This window comes from Marinobacterium sp. LSUCC0821 (assembly GCF_012848475.1).
GTDB lineage: Bacteria > Pseudomonadota > Gammaproteobacteria > Pseudomonadales > Balneatricaceae > Marinobacterium_E.
Genome location: NZ_CP051666.1, coordinates 776,689 through 795,742, shown reverse-complemented (window position 1 = coordinate 795,742; position 19,054 = coordinate 776,689). Strand labels below are relative to the sequence as shown.

The following is a 19,054-nucleotide window of genomic DNA, read 5'->3' as shown; positions in this document are numbered from 1 at the left end:
TCTGACCGATGGCGACATCATTAACTTTGCTGCATCTGCTGTCAAAGCTTTTTGTGCATAGCAACAAAGCGGCGCAGTTAATTTATGTAATAAGGTGATTTGGTATGTAGTTAAACTACAAAACTACAAAAATTTATAAACAAATAAATATGTTTAATATCAGTTGCTTAGAATTATTTATTGGTTTGCTTACCGACTTAAGTTTAATAGATTTTCGTCTAGTGAAACGGGTTTTTACAGATTGTTGCAGTGCAGTTCTAATAGCTAATAGTTCTATTAAACTTTGGGTTAATGCGTGAGATTTTAAAAATTAATTTAGCACAAATACGACATAAGCTGACTTTTTGCGAAGAGGCGTGAGTGGGGTGGAAATAAAAAAGCGCTCATAGAAGAGCGCCTAATTGGAAGAGTTTAGTGAGCAGTTCCTGTCGATTAGGGTCTAAATCATCTGGGGCTAAATTGCGATAATCAGCCAGTGATTTTGCGAGTGGCCACTCCTTGGATTCAACAGAAATTGCCTCACCGTTGCAGTAGAGTCTGTTGGAGTCGGATTCAAGATAGATCAATCTCGTATTAGGTGCGACTTCAACGCCCACTTCAAGTGCCTCTTGGAACCAGTCGTTAAACTCATCTTCAGCAACGGCTTGAACCATGTCTGGGTATTTGGGTTCTGATAGCAGTTCCCCCAACCATTGATTGAAGTTCTGTTCATCACTTATCAGTTCTACTAACCGCGCTTTGATGCTCTCTGCATCAGCTTGATCAACCTGACCTGAAGCATTAGTGATAGTGCGTTGTGGATCAGTAAAGCGTTTTTCAGCCGAAAGCTGCTCACCAATGTGGTCTGAGATACTGCGCAGGAACTCGGATTCTGAAGGGGCTCTAAAGCCGACTGAGTAGGTTATACAGTCTTCACTGGTCGCAATACCGTTATGGGCAAGGCGAGGAGGGAGATAGAGCATATCGCCAACAGCGAGATCAAACTCGATCTCAGATTCAAACTCACTCAGTACCATAACAGGTGCATCTGGTAGCCTTGGTGAAGAGCTATTTTCATAGCCACCCAATTCCCATCTACGGGTACCGCTCGCCTGTATAAGGAAAACATCGTAGTTATCGTAGTGCGGGCCGACGCCGCCGCCGGGGGTAGCATAGCTGATCATAAGATCATCAATACGCCAGCGCGGAATAAAGCTGAATAGGTTCAGCAGGTCGGTCGCTTCTGGAACGTAGTGGTCAACCGCTTGCACGAGCAGGGTCCAGTTCTCTTCGGGTAGTTCGCCGAAACGCTCTTCAGGAATTGGGCCACGTTCGAGTTGATAGTCGTTGTTGGATGGGTTGTAACGAATCAGACGAGACTCCACATCCTCTTCTAGTGCGAGACCTGCCAGCTCATCTGGAGCGATAACCGGTTTGAACTCTTCAAACGCACCGCGGATAAGAATGGGTTTTTGCTGCCAGAACTCGCTTAGGAAGCGTTCTAGGGTGAGGTCTCCCCAGTTGATTTCGTTCATTATCTACTCCAACGAAAAATATGGTGTGAAGTTTAAACAACGGTAGCGCAAAGCGCTACGGGGTCCGAACCCGGTACGAGATATATCGGGGTCAGAGTAGTCTTATTAGACTACTCTGACCCCAGCATGTGCTAATCTTTCTCCTAGATTAAAGGAGCTGCTGTGTTAGAAGTTAAAGCTGTTAATTACCAAAATCCCGTGGATGCGAAACTGTTGGTCGAGTTATTGAATGGTTATGCGTGTGATCCGCTTGGGGGCGAAACGCCACTTCGCGATGATGTGAAGGCAAATCTTGCAAAGCGCATGGAAAATGTACCTGGTGCCTACAGTTTCATCGCATTTTTGAACGGTGAAGCGGTGGGGCTTTTAAATGCATTTACAGGCTTTAGTACCTTTAACGCTGCGCCACTCATTAATATTCATGATGTCTATGTGAAATCTGAAGCGCGTGGGCAGGGGGCAGTTGATGGGCTCTTTGCAGCGATAGAAGAGGTAGCAAAGGCTTTGGGTTGCTGCAAAATTACTCTAGAGGTTCTGGAGAACAATCCAGCAGCGCACAAGGCATACAACCGTCTGGGTTTTGCTGGCTATGAGCTGGGCGGTGATGGCGGCCATGCACTGTTTTGGCAGAAGAGCCTTAAATAGTGGCGCTGTCGATTCCTCGGATTCGGCTAATCTATCTGATTCCGATTCTTATCGCCCTATCCTTAGCTGAACTCTACTTAGCCAACAAGAGTTGGCGTACCTTTCAGGTATTAAACAATGCCCGTGAATTGGGAGTCAGTGAAGGGGCATTGTTACGTGCTTATATGACGGTTGGTGAACTGCAGTCTCAGTTCCAACTCGACTCTAAAACTCTTGAATTGATATTTGGCAGTAAAGAGATCGCTCCAAGTGACACTATTAAAGTGATAGCGCTGAGGGAGAGTCGTTCTGAATTGGAGCTTATAGCTGCGATTCAGGGGCAGTTGGCAAACATCTCCTCATCTGCGGGTTCCATAGCGGAACAATCACTCTTAACAAAGCTATCCGACTATCTTTTTGATCTGATGAGCCAATACGGCCTCATCATCTTGGTGTTGGTTGTATTTTTAGGTTCTCTCGGTGCACCGGTACCGGCAGGGCCTATGGCGGCGATGACGGGGGTGTTTGCATTTAGTGGCGGTCTATCAGCGCTTCCGACTGCGCTGGCAATTCTGTTCGGTTCAGTGGCGGGGGATATGTTGATCTACTCCATTGGTCGTCGAACAGATCCGGCGCGTTTGGTCAAAGTTGGGCGTTGGGTCGGTTATACAGAGGCCAATAGAGCAAGATTGGAGCGTCTTTTCCAGCGCTTTGGAAATCTCACGTTGTTGTTGACTCGTTCGTTGGTAGCCCACATCAGTGCCGTGGCAAGCCTTTTGGCGGGCAGCTCTGGAATATCTGTAACTCGATTCTTGATCTACACCTGCTGTGGTCGAGCGCTATGGTTGCTGATCTACTTTGGCGCTGGTTATCTGGTGGGCAGTGATTTCACTATGGCGAGCAGTTTTTTGAGCTACCTAAGCTTGCTTCTCATCGCATTGGCAGCGACTATTTCGCTTATATATTTCTATTTTAAAAAGGCTTAGAGATGAATATCACACACAACCAACCCTCATTAACGCTTGAGGCTGCTCATCGTTTAGCAGCCATCGGTCAGAATTGTTCTGATGAGATGGGTTTTAAGATGATAGTGGTTGTTTCAGATTCATTGGGTAATCCGCTTGTGCTACTGCGAAACCCAGCTGCGCCTATCGGTGCGCTTGAGTTTGCTGAGCGTAAAGCCTACACGGCAGCGAGTTATGGCTGGCCGAGTGGCCAATGGAGCGACATCCTAGAGGGCCGTGCTGTCGTAGCACAAAGTCTTAGTCAGCACCCTAAGCTCTGTTTTGTCGGTGGTGGTATACCTGTGAAAGTGGATGGTCAGGTTGTAGGTGCGATTGGTGTAGCGGGTGCTAAAGCACCTGAAGATCACGCTGTGGCACAGGCTGCTTTAGAGCGCTTCTTCGCGGAAATTAGTTAAATACGATGGGGTCAGAGTAGTCTAATAAGACTACTCTGACCCCGATGTTAGGTAGGTTTTGATTTGAAAGTATGGGTAGACGCGGACTCTTGTCCGGGTGTGATTCGCGATATCTTAGTTAAGGCAGCTCAAGGGCGTAAGGTGGAGATGGAGTTTGTGGCTAATCACCACTTCCAACTACCGCCATCTCCCTATCTGACCTGGCGTCGTGTACCGCAGGGTGCTGATGTTGCTGATCAGGAGATTGTTGCGCGCTCTGTTGCAGGAGATCTGGTGATAGCAAGCGACCTTCCGATGGCGAATGATCTGATCTCTAAAGGTGTGCAGGTATTGACCCATCGTGGAGAAATTCTCACCAAAGAGAATATAAAAACGCGTCTAAATTTACGCGATTTCTACGAGACGATGCGTGCAAGTGGTATACAATCAGGTGGTCAGGCGACCTTTAGTCAGACAGATCGCCGTGAGTTTGCTAATGCACTTGATAGAGCACTGACTGCAGCGTTACGAGGATCTAAATGAGTAGTTACCCCGAATTTTTCAATTCCCTCAATCAGGATCTTTTAGCCCTAATTTGGTTCGCCGCCTGTTATATGGGGTATCAGTTCTACGCTAAACGTCGCAGCTATCAGGTGACCTGTTTGGCCAGTGTGATGCACCTCTATCGCCGTGAGTGGATGAACTCGATGCTTAAACGTGATGTACGCGTTGCTGATACAACCACAGTGGCCAATCTAGAGCGAGGCGTGACCTTCTTTGCCAGCACTACAATGCTGGTTTTAGCGGGTCTAATGACGCTATTATCACGCTCTGATACTGCTATTGGTATGCTCTCTGAACTACCATTTTCAACACCAATGACACCACTCATGTGGGATTTGAGAATCGTCCTGTTGATGGTCATCTTTGTCTACGCCTTTTTTAAGTTCACCTGGTCACTTCGTCAGTATGGCTTTGTCTCGGTCATGATTGGTGGCGCGCCAAACCCTAGTGAGGCGGTAGATCCTCGTTCTCTCGATATGCATGCTGAACGTGCAGCGCGTATGGCCTCTATGGCCGCTAATAACTTTAATATTGGGTTACGTACCTACTACTTTGCCATTGCTGGCTTAAGCTGGATGGTCAATGGTTGGCTATTCATGGTTTTAACCGCTGTGGTGGTATGGATTCTCTATCGACGTGAGTTTGCCTCTTCAACCTTGCGCACCCTGATGATGAGTACCGATATCAACTCCCTCTCAAAATAGGGGTTGAAATTAAACCTTAGCCCCCCATCTATTGAAGTACTTAATCGTAAATCAACATTTGGGAAATTAGGTTTAAGCTATGAGCACTGAAACTCTTGGTTTTCAAACAGAGGTCAAGCAGCTACTGCAGCTGATGATCCACTCTCTCTACTCAAATAAAGAGATCTTCCTTCGCGAACTTATATCCAACGCGTCGGATGCTTCTGAAAAGCTTCGTTTTGAAGCACTCTCTAACGCAGATCTATACGAAAATGATGGCGACCTAAAGATTCAGGTTAGCGTTGATAGTGAAGCGAAGACGATTACGATCGAAGATAACGGTATCGGTATGTCTCGTGAAGAGGTCATTGAACACCTCGGAACAATCGCTAAATCGGGTACAGCAAGCTTTATCTCTAACCTTACTGGCGATGCGAAGAAAGATTCACAGTTGATTGGTCAGTTTGGTGTCGGTTTCTACTCAGCATTTATCGTAGCCGATCAGGTTGATCTCTACACCCGTCGTGCAGGCTTAGGTGCCGATCAGGGCGTACATTGGTCATCTAAAGGCGAAGGTGAGTTCACCATCGCTAATGTAGATAAGGCTAACCGTGGTACACGCATAGTGCTAACGCTCAAAGAGGAAGCGGAAGAGTTTGCAAATGACTATCGCCTTCGCAGCCTAGTGACAAAATACTCAGACCATATCGCGATTCCAGTTCAGATGGCAAAAGCTGATATGGGTGATGAAGAGGAGAAGAAAGAGGCTAGTGCAGAGACTGAGACGGTTAACAGCGCTACAGCACTCTGGACGCGAAACAAGAGTGATGTAACTGAGGAGGAGTACAAAACCTTCTACCAACACGTCTCACACGACTTTGCAGAACCTGCCTCTTGGGCGCACAACCGTGTTGAGGGTAATCTCGAGTACACCAGTTTGTTGTACCTACCTTCGAAAGCACCTTATGACCTGTGGAATCGTGAGGCTCCTCGTGGTCTAAAACTCTATATTCAGCGTGTATTCGTCATGGATCAGGCGGATCAGTTCTTGCCACTCTACCTCCGCTTTATTAAGGGTGTAGTGGACTCGAAAAACCTCTCTCTGAACGTCTCTCGTGAGATTCTGCAGAAGGATCCTAACGTTGATAAATTGAAATCTGCACTGACTAAGCGTTCGCTCGATATGATCGAGAAGTTCGCTAAGAGTGATGCGGATAAGTACCTAGAGTTCTGGAAAGAGTTTGGTCAGGTCCTCAAAGAGGGGCCAGCAGAGGATTATGCTAACCGTGAGCGTATTCTCAAGCTGATGCGCTTTGCATCAACTAACAATACAAACGGTGATGAAAACGTCGGCCTGGAAGCCTACATCGAGCGCATGCAGGAAGGTCAGGATAAGATCTACTACCTTGTTGCTGATAGCTACACCGCTGCTAAATCGAGCCCACACCTTGAGATCTTCCGTAAGAGGGGTATTGAGGTTCTGTTACTCACCGATCGTATCGATGAGTGGATGATGAGCCATCTGTTTGAGTTCGACGGAAAGTCATTCCAAGATGTAACCAAGGGAGAGTTGAAACTCGATGGCGAGCAGAGCGAAGAGGCTAAGAAAGCACAAGAGGCTCAGAACGAAGAGTTTGCTGGTCTGATTGAGCGTTTAGGTAAAGCGCTTGATAGTCGTGTCGAGGCGGTACGTGTATCGCAGCGTCTAACAGATTCTCCAGCTTGTTTGGTATTGGGTGACTATGATATGGGCCTTCAGATGCGCCGTATCATGGAAGCCGCGGGTCAAGCGGTACCTGAGACTAAGCCTGTCTTTGAATTTAATGCAGAGCATCCACTGATTGCCAAGTTAGATAAAGAGGCCGATGAAGATCGCTTCGCTGATCTAGCATTGATCCTTCACGATCAGGCACAGCTTGCAGCAGGAGGCCAGTTGGAAGACCCAGCGGCATACACCTCTCGCTTGAACAAGTTGTTGTTGGAGTTGAGCGCTTAATCGCTAGACGATCATAAAGGAGCCTGTTGGCTCCTTTTTTATTTACTTGGGCTTCTGTAAAACTGATCCCGTCTGCTTTTTCGCGGCTTCCCGCTCTGTGGGAATGCGCTCCTACGGTGTGTTTGCAGGGTCGCGTAGGAGCGCATTCGCCATAGGCGAAGCCGCGATCACACCGCAAAGCGGTGTGTATTCCCAAACGCGACGATTCACCACGCCTATGTAAAAACACGATCAACAAAAGATTCATGGAGCGTAATTTGTGATTTATTTTTCGCGGCTTACCCTTGCAGGGTAATGCGCTCCTACGGTGTGTTTGCAGGGTCGCGTAGGAGCGCATTCGCCATAGGCGAAGCCGCGATCACACCGCAAAGCGGTGTGTATTATCCATCGCGACCATTCACCCAACCCCATTCGACAATCCCCAAAAAATCTATCTGTACAGTTGGCACAAAACTTGCTTAAACAACTCTAAGAATAACCATTTTTAGGTGCCAATTGATGTTTGCTTACGCATCTCTCCAGACCTTCGCTTTGCTGGGAATTACTATCCTTAGTGTCAGTGGCTGGGCGATTACCCTTATCAGGCAACGCGCTGAATCAAAGAAGATTGAGGAGGATCGATTTCACCTCGATTACCTTAATACCTACCTAAAGCTAGCTGCTCGCGACAGGAACACTTTTATCTTTAAAGAGAACCTTGATACAGGCGATGCCGAGTTTCTATTTAGCAGTAATGCTGAAGCAATGAATCGAAAGCCTTTAGTGGGTGCGGAGCGATATAAACATATCCCTGAGGGGTACCACGATCTAGTTAAAACTGCTGCCAAAATTATCGGCCAGCCGGTTGAGTATAAGTTCCTTCTTCCAGAGACTAATCAGTACGAGTGGATCCGACAGACAACGCTTGCGGAGTACCAAAATAAGCGTGGTGAAACAATTCGCATTCAATCATCAGCCATTATCAATCGAATCAAGAATCTTGAGGTGGAGCTCGGGGAAGTTACTACCCTTTTAAGACAGGCAACCGAATTGGGTGAGATCGGTATTTTTAGCCATAACCTAAGCAACGATATGCTTAAGGGTAATGCACGCTTTTTTGAGCTTATGGCTCTGCCTACCGATTTAAAAGAGATCACATTGGATACGTTTGTCGGACAGATATCTGGGGTTCCTAAAGAGGATCTTCTAGAAGATATTAGCCGTCATAAAGATAGAGACTACATCCAAAAACGAACGGTAATGGTAGGTGAAGGGGTTGACTACCGCTGGGTTGAATTCCGCTTTAGAGCATTGATGGTTAATGGAGAAGCCACCTCTATTGAGGGGGTTCTGTTTGATGTGACTGAACGTGAAGCTTACGAAAAAAGATTGCTTGAGTTAAACCGGCATTTTGAACGTGTTGAGGAGCAGCTAAATCGCGTAACCGATGCTAACGGTGTAGGTATTTATGAGGTGCGTCAGGATACTCGAGAGTTTACGGTAAACAGTCAGTTTAGAGCGATTGCTGGGCTGCCGGAAGATAAGTTCCCGCAAATTTTCGCGAAAGATTACGTTGCAAGAATGAGCGAAGCGACGCAAAAAGTCTGGTCTCAGCAGCGGTCGGAGGAGCAGTTAGATACTCAATACGTTCGAGTTCGCGAGCTGATCATGGATGACGGCAGCACAAAATTTGTTCGTACTACAACTATCTCTAAATATTCAGATGAGAAGGGATACTCAACGCTTTATGGTGTTATGACTGATGTCACGGAGGAGCATAAGCAGCTTATTGAGCTTCAACGTATACAGCGTGCCACTCAGCTAGCGAATGAGGCGGCTAAGGTCGTCGTATTTGAAATAGATTTAGAGACGGGCTTTGCTGAGGTCGTAAGTGGCGTATCAAGCTTTCCACACCTCTATCAAGAGAAACCTTTCATGGAAGTCATGAAAGGGCTGCACAAACTTGATGACCTAAATAAGTTATCGATTGCTCAATCTGAACCAGGAAAGCCCGCCTCTGTAGCCCTTTATCAGTATGAGTCAGATGAGATGGCCTACAACGCTCAAATTGGTTTTTCAAAGCCCTATGTTAGTGAGGGTAAGCACTACCAAATGGCTTATCGGTTAATCACTGATGAATTTGTCGAAGCCACAGAAAAAGCACTGAAGTATTCAGAGCAACTAAGTAAAGCTCAACGAGTCACTGAGCTTGCTCTTGAGCTCGCTGACATGGTGGTATTTGAGATTGATCAGGATGGTGGGGCGATTGAGGTGGTTGCTGGACACTCGCCAGTCTATCCAGAAGGTTCTACCTATAAATTTGATGAGTTAGTAAAACTTGTATACGTAGATGAAGATCGAGAGAAGCTTTTAGAGGCTAAAGAGAATCCAGGAACCCTAGTCTGGGTACAAACCTTAAGCCCAGAAACTTCACAGCCGCTCTACTGGTCGGCAATTGGTTTTTCTCAAAAGTACCAGCGTGATGGCAATGAGTTTCAAATGCTCTATCGACAAAATATTACTGAGCTTGTTGAGGCGCAGAAACTGGCTGCTTCGCGTGAAGAGCATCTAGTTGAAACAGTTGCAGAGCTCGAGAAGCGAAGAGCCGCGCAAGCGCAAATGTTTGCGATTATTGGCCATGAGTTAAGAACACCAGTAGCTTCACTAAAGATGCTGATAGAAGCGTCGAACTGCATAGATAAACTAGAGAACGGGCATTTATTGAGTAAAACTGTAGACCATGTCTTGGACGTGCTTGATGATCTTAGAATGGTGGCAAAACCTGAGGAGCAGATTAAAAATGATATTCGATCTCTCTATCTACCAGCAGAGATGGAGCAATATAGCCAGATGTTGATGCCACTGGTTAATGAGCAGGGTTTCACCATGTCTCTTGATGTCAGTGAATTGCCTGGATCTGAAGTGGAATTGCCTGTTCAAGCATTGCGACAAGTCGTGATTAATCTCTCTAAAAACGCACTGATTCACTCCAAAGGTAGTCGCCTAGATATTAAAGGAGCGGTCAGTGAGCAGGGTGGCGGCTCTTGGTTGAAAGTGAGTATTGAAGATGATGGTATTGGTATATCGACAGAAGAAATTGACGATCTATTCTCACCATTTATGCGCGGTCGTACTGATGCTGATGGTACAGGATTGGGTCTTCATATCTGTCAGGAGCTCGCGCTCTCTATGGGTGGGGATATTGTCTATGAGCCAAACACCCCAAGAGGTTCTAGATTTACGTTAACAATTCCTATTTCCCAAATGGATACTATCCCGTTACATGATGAAGCCGAAAGTAAACGCGTTTGCTACTCGTTAGAGGGAGCCAAGGTTTTATTAGCTGAGGACAATCCAACTCTGCAGCTTCTCACTAAAAATATTCTTGAGAAACAAGGGGCTGTAGTGACTGCGACCAGTAACGGTAAGTCCGCTTTAGCCAGTTTTAACGATGAGGAATATGACCTTGTCATCTCCGATATTTTTATGCCAGAAATGGATGGTTACGGCCTTGCTAAAGCGTTAAGAGAAGCAGAATTTAATGGTCCAATTATCGGTCTTACAGCAGCAATCATCGGTGATGAGACAGAGCTAATGTTACAAGCGGGTGCTGATCGAGTGCTTGCTAAGCCGATATCTGTGGAGGGGTTGAAAGCGGCGTTGTTGGAGTTGAGTGTTTAACTTTTAAGTGTTGTTAACGGAGCCTAAGGGCTCCGTTTTAATTTACTCGGGCTCCTGCCCTCGCCCTTCGGGCCAGCTAAAGCTGTTAAAAACAGATCCCGTCAGTTTTTTTTCGCGGCTTCCCGCTTTGCGGGAATGGGCTCCTACGGTGTGTTTGCAGGGGCGCGTAGGAGCGCATTCGCCAAAGGCGAAGCCGCGATCACACCTCAAAGCGGTGTATATTCCCAAACGCGACGATTCACCACGCCTATATAAAAACACGATCAACAAAAGATTAATGGAGCGTAATTTGTGATTTATTTTTCGCGGCTTACCCTTGCAGGGTAATGCGCTCCTACGGGGCTTTCCGGTCCCGCTATAGATTAAGCTGTCTTACGCTTCTTAGCCTGCCGCAACAAGTTCAACGAGAAGACAATCAGCGCTGCCCAGATGAATGCAAAACTGATAAAGCGGTTCAGTGAGAACTCTTCGCCCAATATAAAAACGGCAGAGAGGAACTGAATAATTGGAGCGATGTAGTTTAGGAAGCCTAGGGTGCTGAAAAGTAACTTACGTGCTGCTGCGGCATATAGAATAAGCGGTACTGCTGTCATCAACCCTGAGCCAACCAGAGGTAACCAGAACTCGGCAAAGTGGTCTGTGTTCTGCTGGTTGAGGTGGTTAACGTAGAGTAGAGCCACTGGCAGTACAATTGCTGTTTCGACCAGAAGACCGCTGACGGAATCGACCGCAACGCGCTTACGTATCACGCCGTAGAAGGCAAAGAGAATGCCAAGGCTCAATGCAATCCATGGGAAGATGCCCATAGCAAACACCTGCCAAAGCACACCTACAACCGCTAAACAGAAGGCGATAATTTGCAGCTTATTGAAGCGCTCTTTAAAGAATATGCCGCCTAACAGCACAGAGAGTAGCGGGGTGATGAAGTATCCAAGACTTGCCGCCAACACCTGTCCAGAGCCTACTGCCCAGATGTATACATACCAATTACCACTAATCAGCAGGGAAGAGATCGTCAGCCAACCTAGGGTTTTCCAGTTTTTAAAGATTTCGAGGGTCGAACCAATTTTGTGCTGGTAAGCCAGTAGGGCGATCACAAACAAGATACACCAGATAATTCGGTGGGCTAGAACCTCATCTGAGGGTACCGGAGCTAAGAGTGTGAAGTAGAGGCCAAAACTACCCCAGATGAGGTAGGCGAGGGTGCCCTCTATTAACCCTTTACGTTCGATCTCAGCCGCTTGATTCACTCACCATCCCCAATCGGCAATTCAACAATATCTGGATGTGTTTTAAGGGCATCCAGCATCGCTTGCATCTCTGCATCGGTGCCGATGGTTATTCTGAGGTAATCGCTGATGATCGGTTTGCTAAAGTGGCGAACTAGAATGCCTTTGGTGCGGAGGAATCCCATCAGCTCGGCACCTTCAATGTATCGGTGCTTAGCAAAAACAAAGTTGGTTGCTGACGGAAGTACTTCAAAGCCTAGTTTTTTTAGAGCTGCTGCCGAATTTTCACGAGTCGTAATGATCTTTTCACAGGTAGCATCAAAGTAGCTCTTATCTTTAAGTGCAGCGACGCTAGTGGCAATTGCTAGCATATCCAGTGGATAGCTGTTGAAAGAGTTCTTAACGCGATTCAGTGCATCGATAAGAGTAGGGTGCGCAAATGCAAAACCAACACGCATACCAGCGAGGGATCGAGATTTAGAGAAGGTATGGGTCACAACTAGGTTTGGATACTCAGTGACCAGTTGTGTAGCCGATTCACCGCCAAAATCCACGTAGGCTTCATCGACTAAAACAACAGAATCCTGGTTGCGATCAAGCAGTGCTCGGATCTCAGTCAGTGGCAGTGCCACTCCCGTTGGTGCGTTTGGATTAGCAAAGATGATACCGCCATTTTCAGATGGGTATTGCTGTAGATCGATAGCAAACTCGTCTGTTAGCGGTACATCAACTAACTCAATCCCGTAAAGGTCGGCGTACACCTCATAAAAACTGTAGGTGATGCTTGGTTTGTAGAGAGGTTTAGCCTGACGGAAAAAGGCCATAAAGGCGTGCGCAAGCACCTCATCAGAACCGTTACCTACAAAGATGTGGTCTTTAGGAAGCTGGTATGACTCAGCTAGCTGTGTAATCAATTCACTCGATTCAGGGTCTGGATAGAGACGCAGACGGTCACTCTCGAATGAATTGATTACCTCTTTCACACCTGGGGCAGGTGGGTATGGATTCTCATTTGTATTGAGTTTAATGAGATTGGCAATCTTTGGCTGTTCGCCCGGTGTATAGGGAACCAGATCGTTGATCTGAGGGCTCCAGAACTTGTTCATTAAGATACCTAAATCGGTGCGTGATTATTAAGTGGCGATAGTAGCAAATGGGGCAGGGAAAGAGAAGCTACAGCCCAAAAGAGTTCGACCGATGGCAGCGAAACTACTGGCATCGGTCGAATTTTTCAAACTCGCCCCTCATCGTGTAAGGCACGGGTTCGAGTAATCACTATAAACAGCGGCAGTTAATGAAGACAAGTTTTTAACTTGAAGGTTCTTCATGTTGCCTTTTTTAAGCGCTGGCGGATATCCAGTTTGCTTAAGTTAGTTCGTCGTAAGTGTCACGAAGCTGGCTGGCTAGAAAGCGCTCTTCCATATAGTCTTCAATCTGGCGGCGACGTTTTGGATTGTATCGCACACGTGATTTCTGCTCTTCGTCGTCTTGCTCTAGCTGATCGCTCCAATCTTCGAGGTCATCGATCGCTTGGTCGACACGGACTTTACTGCCCATCTCTGAATCTCACTCTATAAGTACATTTTTAACTGCGATGAACCCTCACCGCATAATGCGGAATATAGTTCAGCTCGTTTTTTTTAAGAAAATTAATTTTTACTATTTGGTTCTTAATTTTTTGATTAAAAAAGCTATGGATTATTGAGCTAAGGATTACGAGAAATAGGCGCTTGGGCTGTTCAATTGTGGGGCGATTGTTTACATTTCACTCTCTTTAGAGTTTTGCGACCTGACTATCCTATGACTTCGTTGTTCCGATTAACCCTGCCGGTCTTTTTTGGTTACGTACCCTTAGGGATGGCATTTGGTGTTCTGTTTGTTACTGAATTGCCCTATGAGTGGTACTGGGCTGTTGCTATGAGCCTCTTTATTTTTGCGGGCTCAGCTCAGTTTTTATCTGTGGGCTTGGTAGCCAATCACGCCTCCCTAGTTGCTGTTGCCATTGCAGTATTTCTGCTCAATGCTCGACATATCTTCTATGGTTTATCGATGCTCTCCCGTCTAGAGCTAAAAGGGTGGAAGCGAAGATATATGATTTTCGCCCTGACTGATGAGACCTACTCACTTATTACAGGGCTACCCAAGGAGGTTGGCCTTAAACAGGATGACTACTGGCGGATTGCTGCCATCAATCAAAGCTATTGGGTAATGGGTACTCTGTTGGGTGCGCTGTTGGGTTCAGCGATCACGATGCCTGAGATGGGCTTGGAGATCGTTTTGCCGGCTCTCTTTGTGGTGATGATGGTAGAGCAGTATCGAACTAGTCGCTCTTTAGGTCTAATGGCTGCTGCGTTGGTTGTTGGTTTGCTGGCTATCTGGCTCTGGAGCAATCAAATGCTGCTGTTGTCTATCGTACTATCACTAGTACTGTTGTTGCTGAACTATCGGAGGGTGCGATGAGTGACTGGCTCTATCTAACGCTGTTTATCCTGATAGCGATGCTAGCAACGGCGAGTACCCGTGCTATGCCTTTCCTTTTTTTGGGACGCTACAGAGAGCATCCACTTCTAGTCTATTTAGGAGAGTATCTGCCACCGGTGGTTATGGTGCTGCTGGTTGTCTACGCTACGGCTGATCTACCTCTAGCAGGTGGGCAAGGATGGGTAAGTGGGTTGTCGCTGGTGATTGTGGCGTTTACGCAATGGTTCAGCCGAAATGCACTGCTCAGTATTGCCCTAGGCAGTGCGTTTTACATCTTTTTGATTTGAGTTAGATGCCGCAGTACATTCCGTGAAGCGTTGCGATAATACGCTGGGCACGGTCACCTTCTAATGTGTAGAAGATCGTTTGTGAATCACGGCGCGTCTTCACTAGGCCATCTCGACGAAGCACTGCAAGGTGTTGTGATAGTGCTGACTGACTGAGGTCTAGGTTCTCATTCAGTTCTGATACTGAAAGCTCTTTACCATCTAAGTAACAGAGGATCATAAGACGACTGTCGTTGGCGAGGGCTTTCATTAAGCGCGCCGCTTCACCTGCATTTTCTCGCATCATTTCTAGAGATTCAGGAGAGAGTCGGGTTGTCGTCATTTATTTAGGCCTCTGGCTAAAATTGCTCTTATATAAGAAAAAGTGAATATAACCAATTTGCCTTTCTGTGTAAATTTCTAATTCTCTTTTTAAAGCTAATCGCCTATCTAATTGAGCAAAGTCACAGTTTTTAATGTTGAAGCGAAAAGTTCCAACTCTTCTGACTATAATGAACAGATGATAAGGAGAGCCCTATGTTTAAACGAGTACTTGTAGCAACAGAAGAGAGCCACTTTTCACCTCAGCCCCTTGAGAAGTCGGCTGCACTCTGTGCAAAAGATGCCCACATCGAGTGGTTCCAGTCCGTCTATAACGCATCCTTTGAACAGGCGACTGACAGCGATGCCGAATCTCAAGAGAGTGCTTTACAGCTCTCTATTCAGCATCGACTTAACCAGGCTGAGGCACATATTGATGAGTGTGATTTGCCACAGCAGGTTGTGCCCGATATGCGCTGGCACCCAAGCTTCTTGAAAGCTGCACTTGAACAGTCGCAACGTTACCAGCCTGAATTGATGGTAGTGCCTCGTATCCAACGCCACGACCTACTGGATTGGTTAGTGGGTGGTGATGAGCAGGAGCTGGTCAATCAGCTTCATGGGCCGCTTCTTCTTGTTAACGATAAACCCTGGGGTGTGCACCCTCGGGTAGCGGTTGCTATTGATCCTTTTCACCTAGATAGCCGTGACGACACTCTAGAGAAAAAGCTGTTGGGCTACGCCGATCGCATTGCGAACCAGTTGTGTGCAGAGCTGCATGTTGTTCACTGTTTCCAAGCCTTGCCGCAGTCGGTCATCTTCGATGAGCACCTGGTGACGGACTTTGATTCGCTGCAGACGCAAGTGGGTGAAGAGCATCGTGCTCGTATAGAAGAGTTGCTTAAACCTCTAGATAGACCGCTGGGCAAGCCGCTACTAAAACTTATGGTGGGTGAAACTGATGAGCAGCTACAGCGTTTCTGTGAAGAGGAGCAGATAGACATACTCATCCTTGGTGCGCCAGAGAAGGGGTGGGTTGAGCGATTGTTGATGGGGAGTACAACCGCTCGACTCCTTAATAAGTTAGATCAGGACCTGCTGATCATTCACGGCTTTTAGATATCGAATCTTGCCCAAACCGGTGCGTGGTCTGAAGGCTTCTCCATACCACGTATCTCAAGATCGATACCGGTCTCTACGCACTTCGTCATGAGCGGTTGGGTAGGCATAATCGCGTCGATACGTAGGCCTCGTTTGGGCGTATCTTCAAAGCCGCGACTGCGGTAGTCAAACCAGCTGTAGTGAGTGTTATCGGTCGGGTTCTGTTCGCGGTAGGAGTCAACCAAACCCCAGTCATATAGGCGCTGTAACCATGCACGCTCTTCTGGTTGAAAGCTTGTCTTACCACTCTTTAGCCAGCGCTTACGATTCTCCTCACCGATACCAATATCTAAATCAGTCGATGAGATGTTGAGATCACCCATCACCAAAAGATTGGCTTGGTTGCTGCAGTTTGCTGCTAGGTGCTCACTGAGATCTGCATAAAACTTACGTTTAGCGGGATACTTGGTTTCGTGAGCGATGTTTTCGCCTTGCGGAAAATAGCCATTAATAACTGTCAGTCTGTCGCCTTTAGCGGTTGCGAACTCACCTATGATCATACGGCGTTGGGCATCTTCAGCGTCAGTCGCAAACCCTTTCTGAATATTGAGTGCAGGCTCTTTTGAAAGCAGGCAGACGCCGTAGTGGGTCTTCTGGCCGTGGAAGTAGGCGTGATAACCCAGCTTCTCCATCTCTTCAATAGGAAACTGATCGTCGTGCACCTTGGTCTCTTGAATTCCAATCACATCTGGAGCGTGTTTAGTCACTAAAGCTTCAAGCTGATGGAAACGGGCACGGATGCCATTGGTGTTGAATGAGACGACGAACATATGGATCTCCTGTTGAGTTATGGGGATTTTACCAAAATAGCTTTGCTCTATGGCAATCTTTGCTCGAGTTAATTGGATGAATGACTCCTACTGGGTTAAGCTTCCTATATATTCAAAACAGCTAATGGATTGGGCTTTAAATGAGCAATTACGATTACGATCTTTTTGTTATTGGTGCAGGTTCTGGTGGCGTGCGTGCAGCACGTATGGCGGCCTCTAAGGGTGTTCGAGTTGCCGTGGCAGAGGATCGTCAGTTGGGTGGTACCTGTGTCAACGTAGGCTGTGTTCCGAAGAAGCTCTATGTCTATGCATCGGAGTATATGCAGGAGATGGAGGAAGCGCGTGGTTTTGGCGTGCAGGCAGGTAGCATCTCTTTTGAGTGGGCAACACTTCGTGATAACAAGAAGAGCGAAATTGCTCGTCTAAACGGCATCTATGGTCGTCTTTTAGAGGGTTCGGGGTGTGACCTAATTGATGGTCGTGCAGTTGTGACTGGGCCAAACAGTGTTGAGGTCGCAGGCAAAACCCTTACCGCAGAGCGTATTTTGATTGCTGTGGGTGGTTGGCCTTTTGTCCCTGAGATCCAAGGCAAAGAGCATGCGATCACTTCCAATGAGGTGTTTGACCTTGAGCAGTTCCCACAGCGTGTCATGGTTGTAGGTGGTGGTTATATCGCAATTGAGTTTGCCGGTATCTTCGCAGGCCTAGGTGCAGATGCTGAGCTTGTCTATCGCGGAGATCTATTCCTTCGTGGTTTTGACCAAGAGGTGCGTGAATTTACCGCGACTGAGGTTGCACGTAAGGGTGTGAAATTGAGCTTCAATACGGACGTTGCCTCTATTGCGCGACGTGCAGACGGTGCACTTGATATCACTCTGGCGAATGGTGAGGTGCGGGTTGTTGATCAGATCTTGTATGCGACAGGTCGAAAACCTAAAACAGCGAATTTAGGTCTAGAGAGCGCCGGCGTTAAGCTAAATAGTGCCGGTGCGATTGAGGTAAATGATCAGTTCCAAAGCTCTGTGCCATCAATCTATGCCTTAGGTGATGTGATCGATCGTGTACAGTTAACACCCGTTGCGTTGGCAGAGGCGATGGCATTGGTAGAGAACCTATATGGCACTGGGCAGGGCAAAGTGCCTAACTATGAACTCATTCCGACTGCAGTATTCTGTCAGCCAAATATCGGTACTCTTGGGCTTACAGAAGAGCAGGCGCGGCAGCGGTTTGCCAATGTCGATGTCTACGTTTCAGATTTTCGTGCGATGCGCCACACGATAAGTGGTAGCGAAGAGCGCACGTTGATGAAACTGATCGTCGATGCCGAGAGCGATAAAATCATCGGTATTCATATGGTCGGTGCCGATGCTGGTGAAATCTTGCAGGGGCTTGCTGTTGCTGTGACTGCAGGTGCAACCAAAGCGGACTTCGATCGCACCATTGGGATTCACCCAACGGCAGCGGAGGAGTTTGTTACTATGCGGACGAAGACGAGGTAATCGATTTTGATCGCGCTTTCCCGCTTCGCGGGAATGCGCTCCTACGGTGTATTTACAATGTCGCGTAGGAGCGCATTCGCCGAAGGCGAAGCCGCGAAAATTACTTCTCGCCTTTACCTTCGCTATCCAATGTCTCTTCAATCGAATTCAATACACCACGCAGCATGCCCATCTCCGCCTTCTCTGGGCGGGTGCGGTTGAAGTAGCGGCGGAGTTTATCCAGAACTCGCCCTTCATGTTGCGGGATGATGAAGCGCACTCGGCGAAGTACTCTCTCCAAATGTTCGTAGAAGAGCACCATCTCCTGTTGGCGTGGGTAGGGTGCTTCCGGTATTTCACCGACCTGTAGGCGAGATGCGCGGCGAATCTCGTAGCAGACCAATTGAATCGCTTGAGATACATTAAGAACTGGGTAGTCTGGATTGGCATCAATAAAGAGATGTCGGTTACAGAGCAACATCTCTTTGTTATTAAGCCCCATCGTCTCACGGCCAAATAGAATCGCGATCTCGCCACTATTTGATTCAGTATGAATCTGCTTAGCGGCGATCTCTAAATCTTGAAGGGGGAGGTCGTAGCTGCGTTCACGAGCGCTAGTACCCACCACCAATTGGCAATCGGCGATCGCCTCTTCAACAGTAGAGACTACGCGCGCATGTTCCAGAATATCTTTAGCTCCAGCTGCACGCGATTCCGCCTCTTCACAAGGAAACTCACGAGGATTAACCAGCCATAGCTGACTTAACCCCATATTCTTTAGGGCGCGAGCTGCGGCCCCAATATTGCCAGGGTGAAAGGTTTCAACAAGAACGATTCGAACATTACTGAGCATAGCGAGTCTTATTCAGAAATAAGAGAGGCGAGCAGGGGGCTCGCCTCTATTTAGG

18 protein-coding genes are annotated in these 19,054 nt (G+C 47.3%); 11 read left to right on the top strand and 7 right to left on the bottom strand.

Going from position 1 to position 19,054, the window contains the following annotated elements; translation table 11 throughout:
* Positions 1-383 precede the first annotated feature (383 nt).
* Entirely contained in the window at positions 384-1,514 is a 1,131-nt protein-coding gene (locus HH196_RS03905) for a cupin domain-containing protein (RefSeq protein WP_169450765.1), read from the bottom strand.
* A gap of 162 nt (positions 1,515-1,676) precedes the next feature.
* Here HH196_RS03905 and HH196_RS03900 point away from each other — a divergent pair, with 162 nt between their 5' ends.
* From HH196_RS03900 to HH196_RS03870, 7 genes are all read left to right on the top strand, one after another.
* Positions 1,677-2,159 (top strand): GNAT family N-acetyltransferase, encoded by a 483-nt coding sequence (locus tag HH196_RS03900; protein WP_211160814.1) that lies wholly within the window; start codon positions 1,677-1,679, stop codon positions 2,157-2,159.
* On the top strand, positions 2,159-3,124 hold the full coding sequence (locus HH196_RS03895; RefSeq protein WP_169450764.1) for a DedA family protein: 966 nt from the start codon (positions 2,159-2,161) through the stop codon (positions 3,122-3,124). The genes HH196_RS03900 and HH196_RS03895 overlap by 1 nt, the downstream gene beginning before the upstream one ends.
* Positions 3,125-3,126: 2 nt before the next feature.
* Positions 3,127-3,558, top strand: a complete 432-nt coding sequence (locus tag HH196_RS03890) for a heme-binding protein (RefSeq protein WP_169450763.1) — start codon at positions 3,127-3,129, stop codon at positions 3,556-3,558.
* Positions 3,559-3,621: 63 nt separating this feature from the next.
* On the top strand, positions 3,622-4,080 hold the full coding sequence (locus HH196_RS03885; RefSeq protein WP_169450762.1) for a YaiI/YqxD family protein: 459 nt from the start codon (positions 3,622-3,624) through the stop codon (positions 4,078-4,080).
* Positions 4,077-4,805, top strand: a complete 729-nt coding sequence (locus HH196_RS03880) for a DUF599 domain-containing protein (RefSeq protein ID WP_169450761.1) — start codon at positions 4,077-4,079, stop codon at positions 4,803-4,805. Before HH196_RS03885 ends, HH196_RS03880 begins: the two co-directional genes overlap by 4 nt.
* 79 nt (positions 4,806-4,884) lie before the next feature.
* Positions 4,885-6,780, top strand: a complete 1,896-nt coding sequence (gene htpG, locus HH196_RS03875) for a molecular chaperone HtpG (RefSeq protein ID WP_169450760.1) — start codon at positions 4,885-4,887, stop codon at positions 6,778-6,780.
* A 498-nt stretch (positions 6,781-7,278) separates the two neighbouring features.
* Positions 7,279-10,440: an ATP-binding protein gene (locus HH196_RS03870; RefSeq protein WP_169450759.1), complete on the top strand. Its 3,162-nt coding sequence runs from the start codon at positions 7,279-7,281 to the stop codon at positions 10,438-10,440.
* Between the two features lie 362 nt (positions 10,441-10,802).
* On the opposite strand, the gene rarD is transcribed toward HH196_RS03870, so the two are convergent.
* The 3 genes from rarD to HH196_RS03855 all read right to left on the bottom strand — a co-directional run bounded on the left by rarD (position 10,803) and on the right by HH196_RS03855 (position 13,226).
* On the bottom strand, positions 10,803-11,690 hold the full coding sequence (rarD, locus tag HH196_RS03865; RefSeq protein ID WP_169450758.1) for an EamA family transporter RarD: 888 nt from the start codon (positions 11,688-11,690) through the stop codon (positions 10,803-10,805).
* On the bottom strand, positions 11,687-12,775 hold the full coding sequence (hisC, locus tag HH196_RS03860; RefSeq protein WP_169450757.1) for a histidinol-phosphate transaminase: 1,089 nt from the start codon (positions 12,773-12,775) through the stop codon (positions 11,687-11,689). Before hisC ends, rarD begins: the two co-directional genes overlap by 4 nt.
* Positions 12,776-13,034: 259 nt before the next feature.
* Positions 13,035-13,226, bottom strand: coding sequence for a PA3496 family putative envelope integrity protein (locus tag HH196_RS03855; protein WP_169450756.1), 192 nt, complete (start codon positions 13,224-13,226; stop codon positions 13,035-13,037).
* 243 nt (positions 13,227-13,469) lie between these two features.
* On the opposite strand from HH196_RS03855, the gene HH196_RS03850 reads away from it, so the two are divergent.
* Positions 13,470-14,129 (top strand): AzlC family ABC transporter permease, encoded by a 660-nt coding sequence (locus HH196_RS03850; RefSeq protein ID WP_169450755.1) that lies wholly within the window; start codon positions 13,470-13,472, stop codon positions 14,127-14,129.
* Positions 14,126-14,437 (top strand): AzlD domain-containing protein, encoded by a 312-nt coding sequence (locus tag HH196_RS03845; RefSeq protein ID WP_169450754.1) that lies wholly within the window; start codon positions 14,126-14,128, stop codon positions 14,435-14,437. The genes HH196_RS03850 and HH196_RS03845 overlap by 4 nt, the downstream gene beginning before the upstream one ends.
* A 1-nt stretch (position 14,438) precedes the next feature.
* Here the strand turns inward: HH196_RS03845 and HH196_RS03840 are convergent, their stop codons facing one another.
* Positions 14,439-14,759 carry a metalloregulator ArsR/SmtB family transcription factor gene (locus HH196_RS03840; RefSeq protein ID WP_169450753.1) on the bottom strand — a complete coding sequence of 107 codons (321 nt, stop codon included), beginning with the start codon at positions 14,757-14,759 and terminating at the stop codon, positions 14,439-14,441.
* Between the two features lie 194 nt (positions 14,760-14,953).
* On the opposite strand from HH196_RS03840, the gene HH196_RS03835 reads away from it, so the two are divergent.
* A complete protein-coding gene (locus tag HH196_RS03835) occupies positions 14,954-15,856 on the top strand; it encodes a universal stress protein (protein ID WP_169450752.1) in 903 nt (300 codons plus the stop codon).
* On the opposite strand, the gene xthA is transcribed toward HH196_RS03835, so the two are convergent.
* Positions 15,853-16,668: an exodeoxyribonuclease III gene (gene xthA, locus HH196_RS03830; protein ID WP_169450751.1), complete on the bottom strand. Its 816-nt coding sequence runs from the start codon at positions 16,666-16,668 to the stop codon at positions 15,853-15,855. The genes HH196_RS03835 and xthA overlap by 4 nt on opposite strands.
* Before the next feature lie 140 nt (positions 16,669-16,808).
* Here xthA and gorA point away from each other — a divergent pair, with 140 nt between their 5' ends.
* Positions 16,809-18,167, top strand: a complete 1,359-nt coding sequence (gorA, locus tag HH196_RS03825) for a glutathione-disulfide reductase (RefSeq protein WP_169450750.1) — start codon at positions 16,809-16,811, stop codon at positions 18,165-18,167.
* 100 nt (positions 18,168-18,267) lie between these two features.
* Here the strand turns inward: gorA and HH196_RS03820 are convergent, their stop codons facing one another.
* A complete protein-coding gene (locus HH196_RS03820; protein WP_169450749.1) occupies positions 18,268-18,999 on the bottom strand; it encodes an RNA methyltransferase in 732 nt (243 codons plus the stop codon).
* Between the last annotated feature and the right edge of the window lie 55 nt (positions 19,000-19,054).

Excerpts from the sequence above, each read along its gene's own strand:
- HH196_RS03905 (WP_169450765.1), bottom strand. The coding sequence starts at position 1,514 with ATGAACGAAATCAACTGGGGAGACCTCACCCTAGAACGCTTCCTAAGC.
- htpG (WP_169450760.1), top strand. The coding sequence starts at position 4,885 with ATGAGCACTGAAACTCTTGGTTTTCAAACAGAGGTCAAGCAGCTACTG.
- HH196_RS03835 (WP_169450752.1), top strand. The coding sequence starts at position 14,954 with ATGTTTAAACGAGTACTTGTAGCAACAGAAGAGAGCCACTTTTCACCT.
- HH196_RS03845 (WP_169450754.1), top strand. The coding sequence starts at position 14,126 with ATGAGTGACTGGCTCTATCTAACGCTGTTTATCCTGATAGCGATGCTA.
- HH196_RS03820 (WP_169450749.1), bottom strand. The coding sequence starts at position 18,999 with ATGCTCAGTAATGTTCGAATCGTTCTTGTTGAAACCTTTCACCCTGGC.
- HH196_RS03850 (WP_169450755.1), top strand. The coding sequence starts at position 13,470 with ATGACTTCGTTGTTCCGATTAACCCTGCCGGTCTTTTTTGGTTACGTA.
- HH196_RS03870 (WP_169450759.1), top strand. The coding sequence starts at position 7,279 with ATGTTTGCTTACGCATCTCTCCAGACCTTCGCTTTGCTGGGAATTACT.
- HH196_RS03840 (WP_169450753.1), bottom strand. The coding sequence starts at position 14,759 with ATGACGACAACCCGACTCTCTCCTGAATCTCTAGAAATGATGCGAGAA.
- HH196_RS03890 (WP_169450763.1), top strand. The coding sequence starts at position 3,127 with ATGAATATCACACACAACCAACCCTCATTAACGCTTGAGGCTGCTCAT.
- gorA (WP_169450750.1), top strand. The coding sequence starts at position 16,809 with ATGAGCAATTACGATTACGATCTTTTTGTTATTGGTGCAGGTTCTGGT.
- xthA (WP_169450751.1), bottom strand. The coding sequence starts at position 16,668 with ATGTTCGTCGTCTCATTCAACACCAATGGCATCCGTGCCCGTTTCCAT.
- hisC (WP_169450757.1), bottom strand. The coding sequence starts at position 12,775 with ATGAACAAGTTCTGGAGCCCTCAGATCAACGATCTGGTTCCCTATACA.
- HH196_RS03855 (WP_169450756.1), bottom strand. The coding sequence starts at position 13,226 with ATGGGCAGTAAAGTCCGTGTCGACCAAGCGATCGATGACCTCGAAGAT.
- HH196_RS03880 (WP_169450761.1), top strand. The coding sequence starts at position 4,077 with ATGAGTAGTTACCCCGAATTTTTCAATTCCCTCAATCAGGATCTTTTA.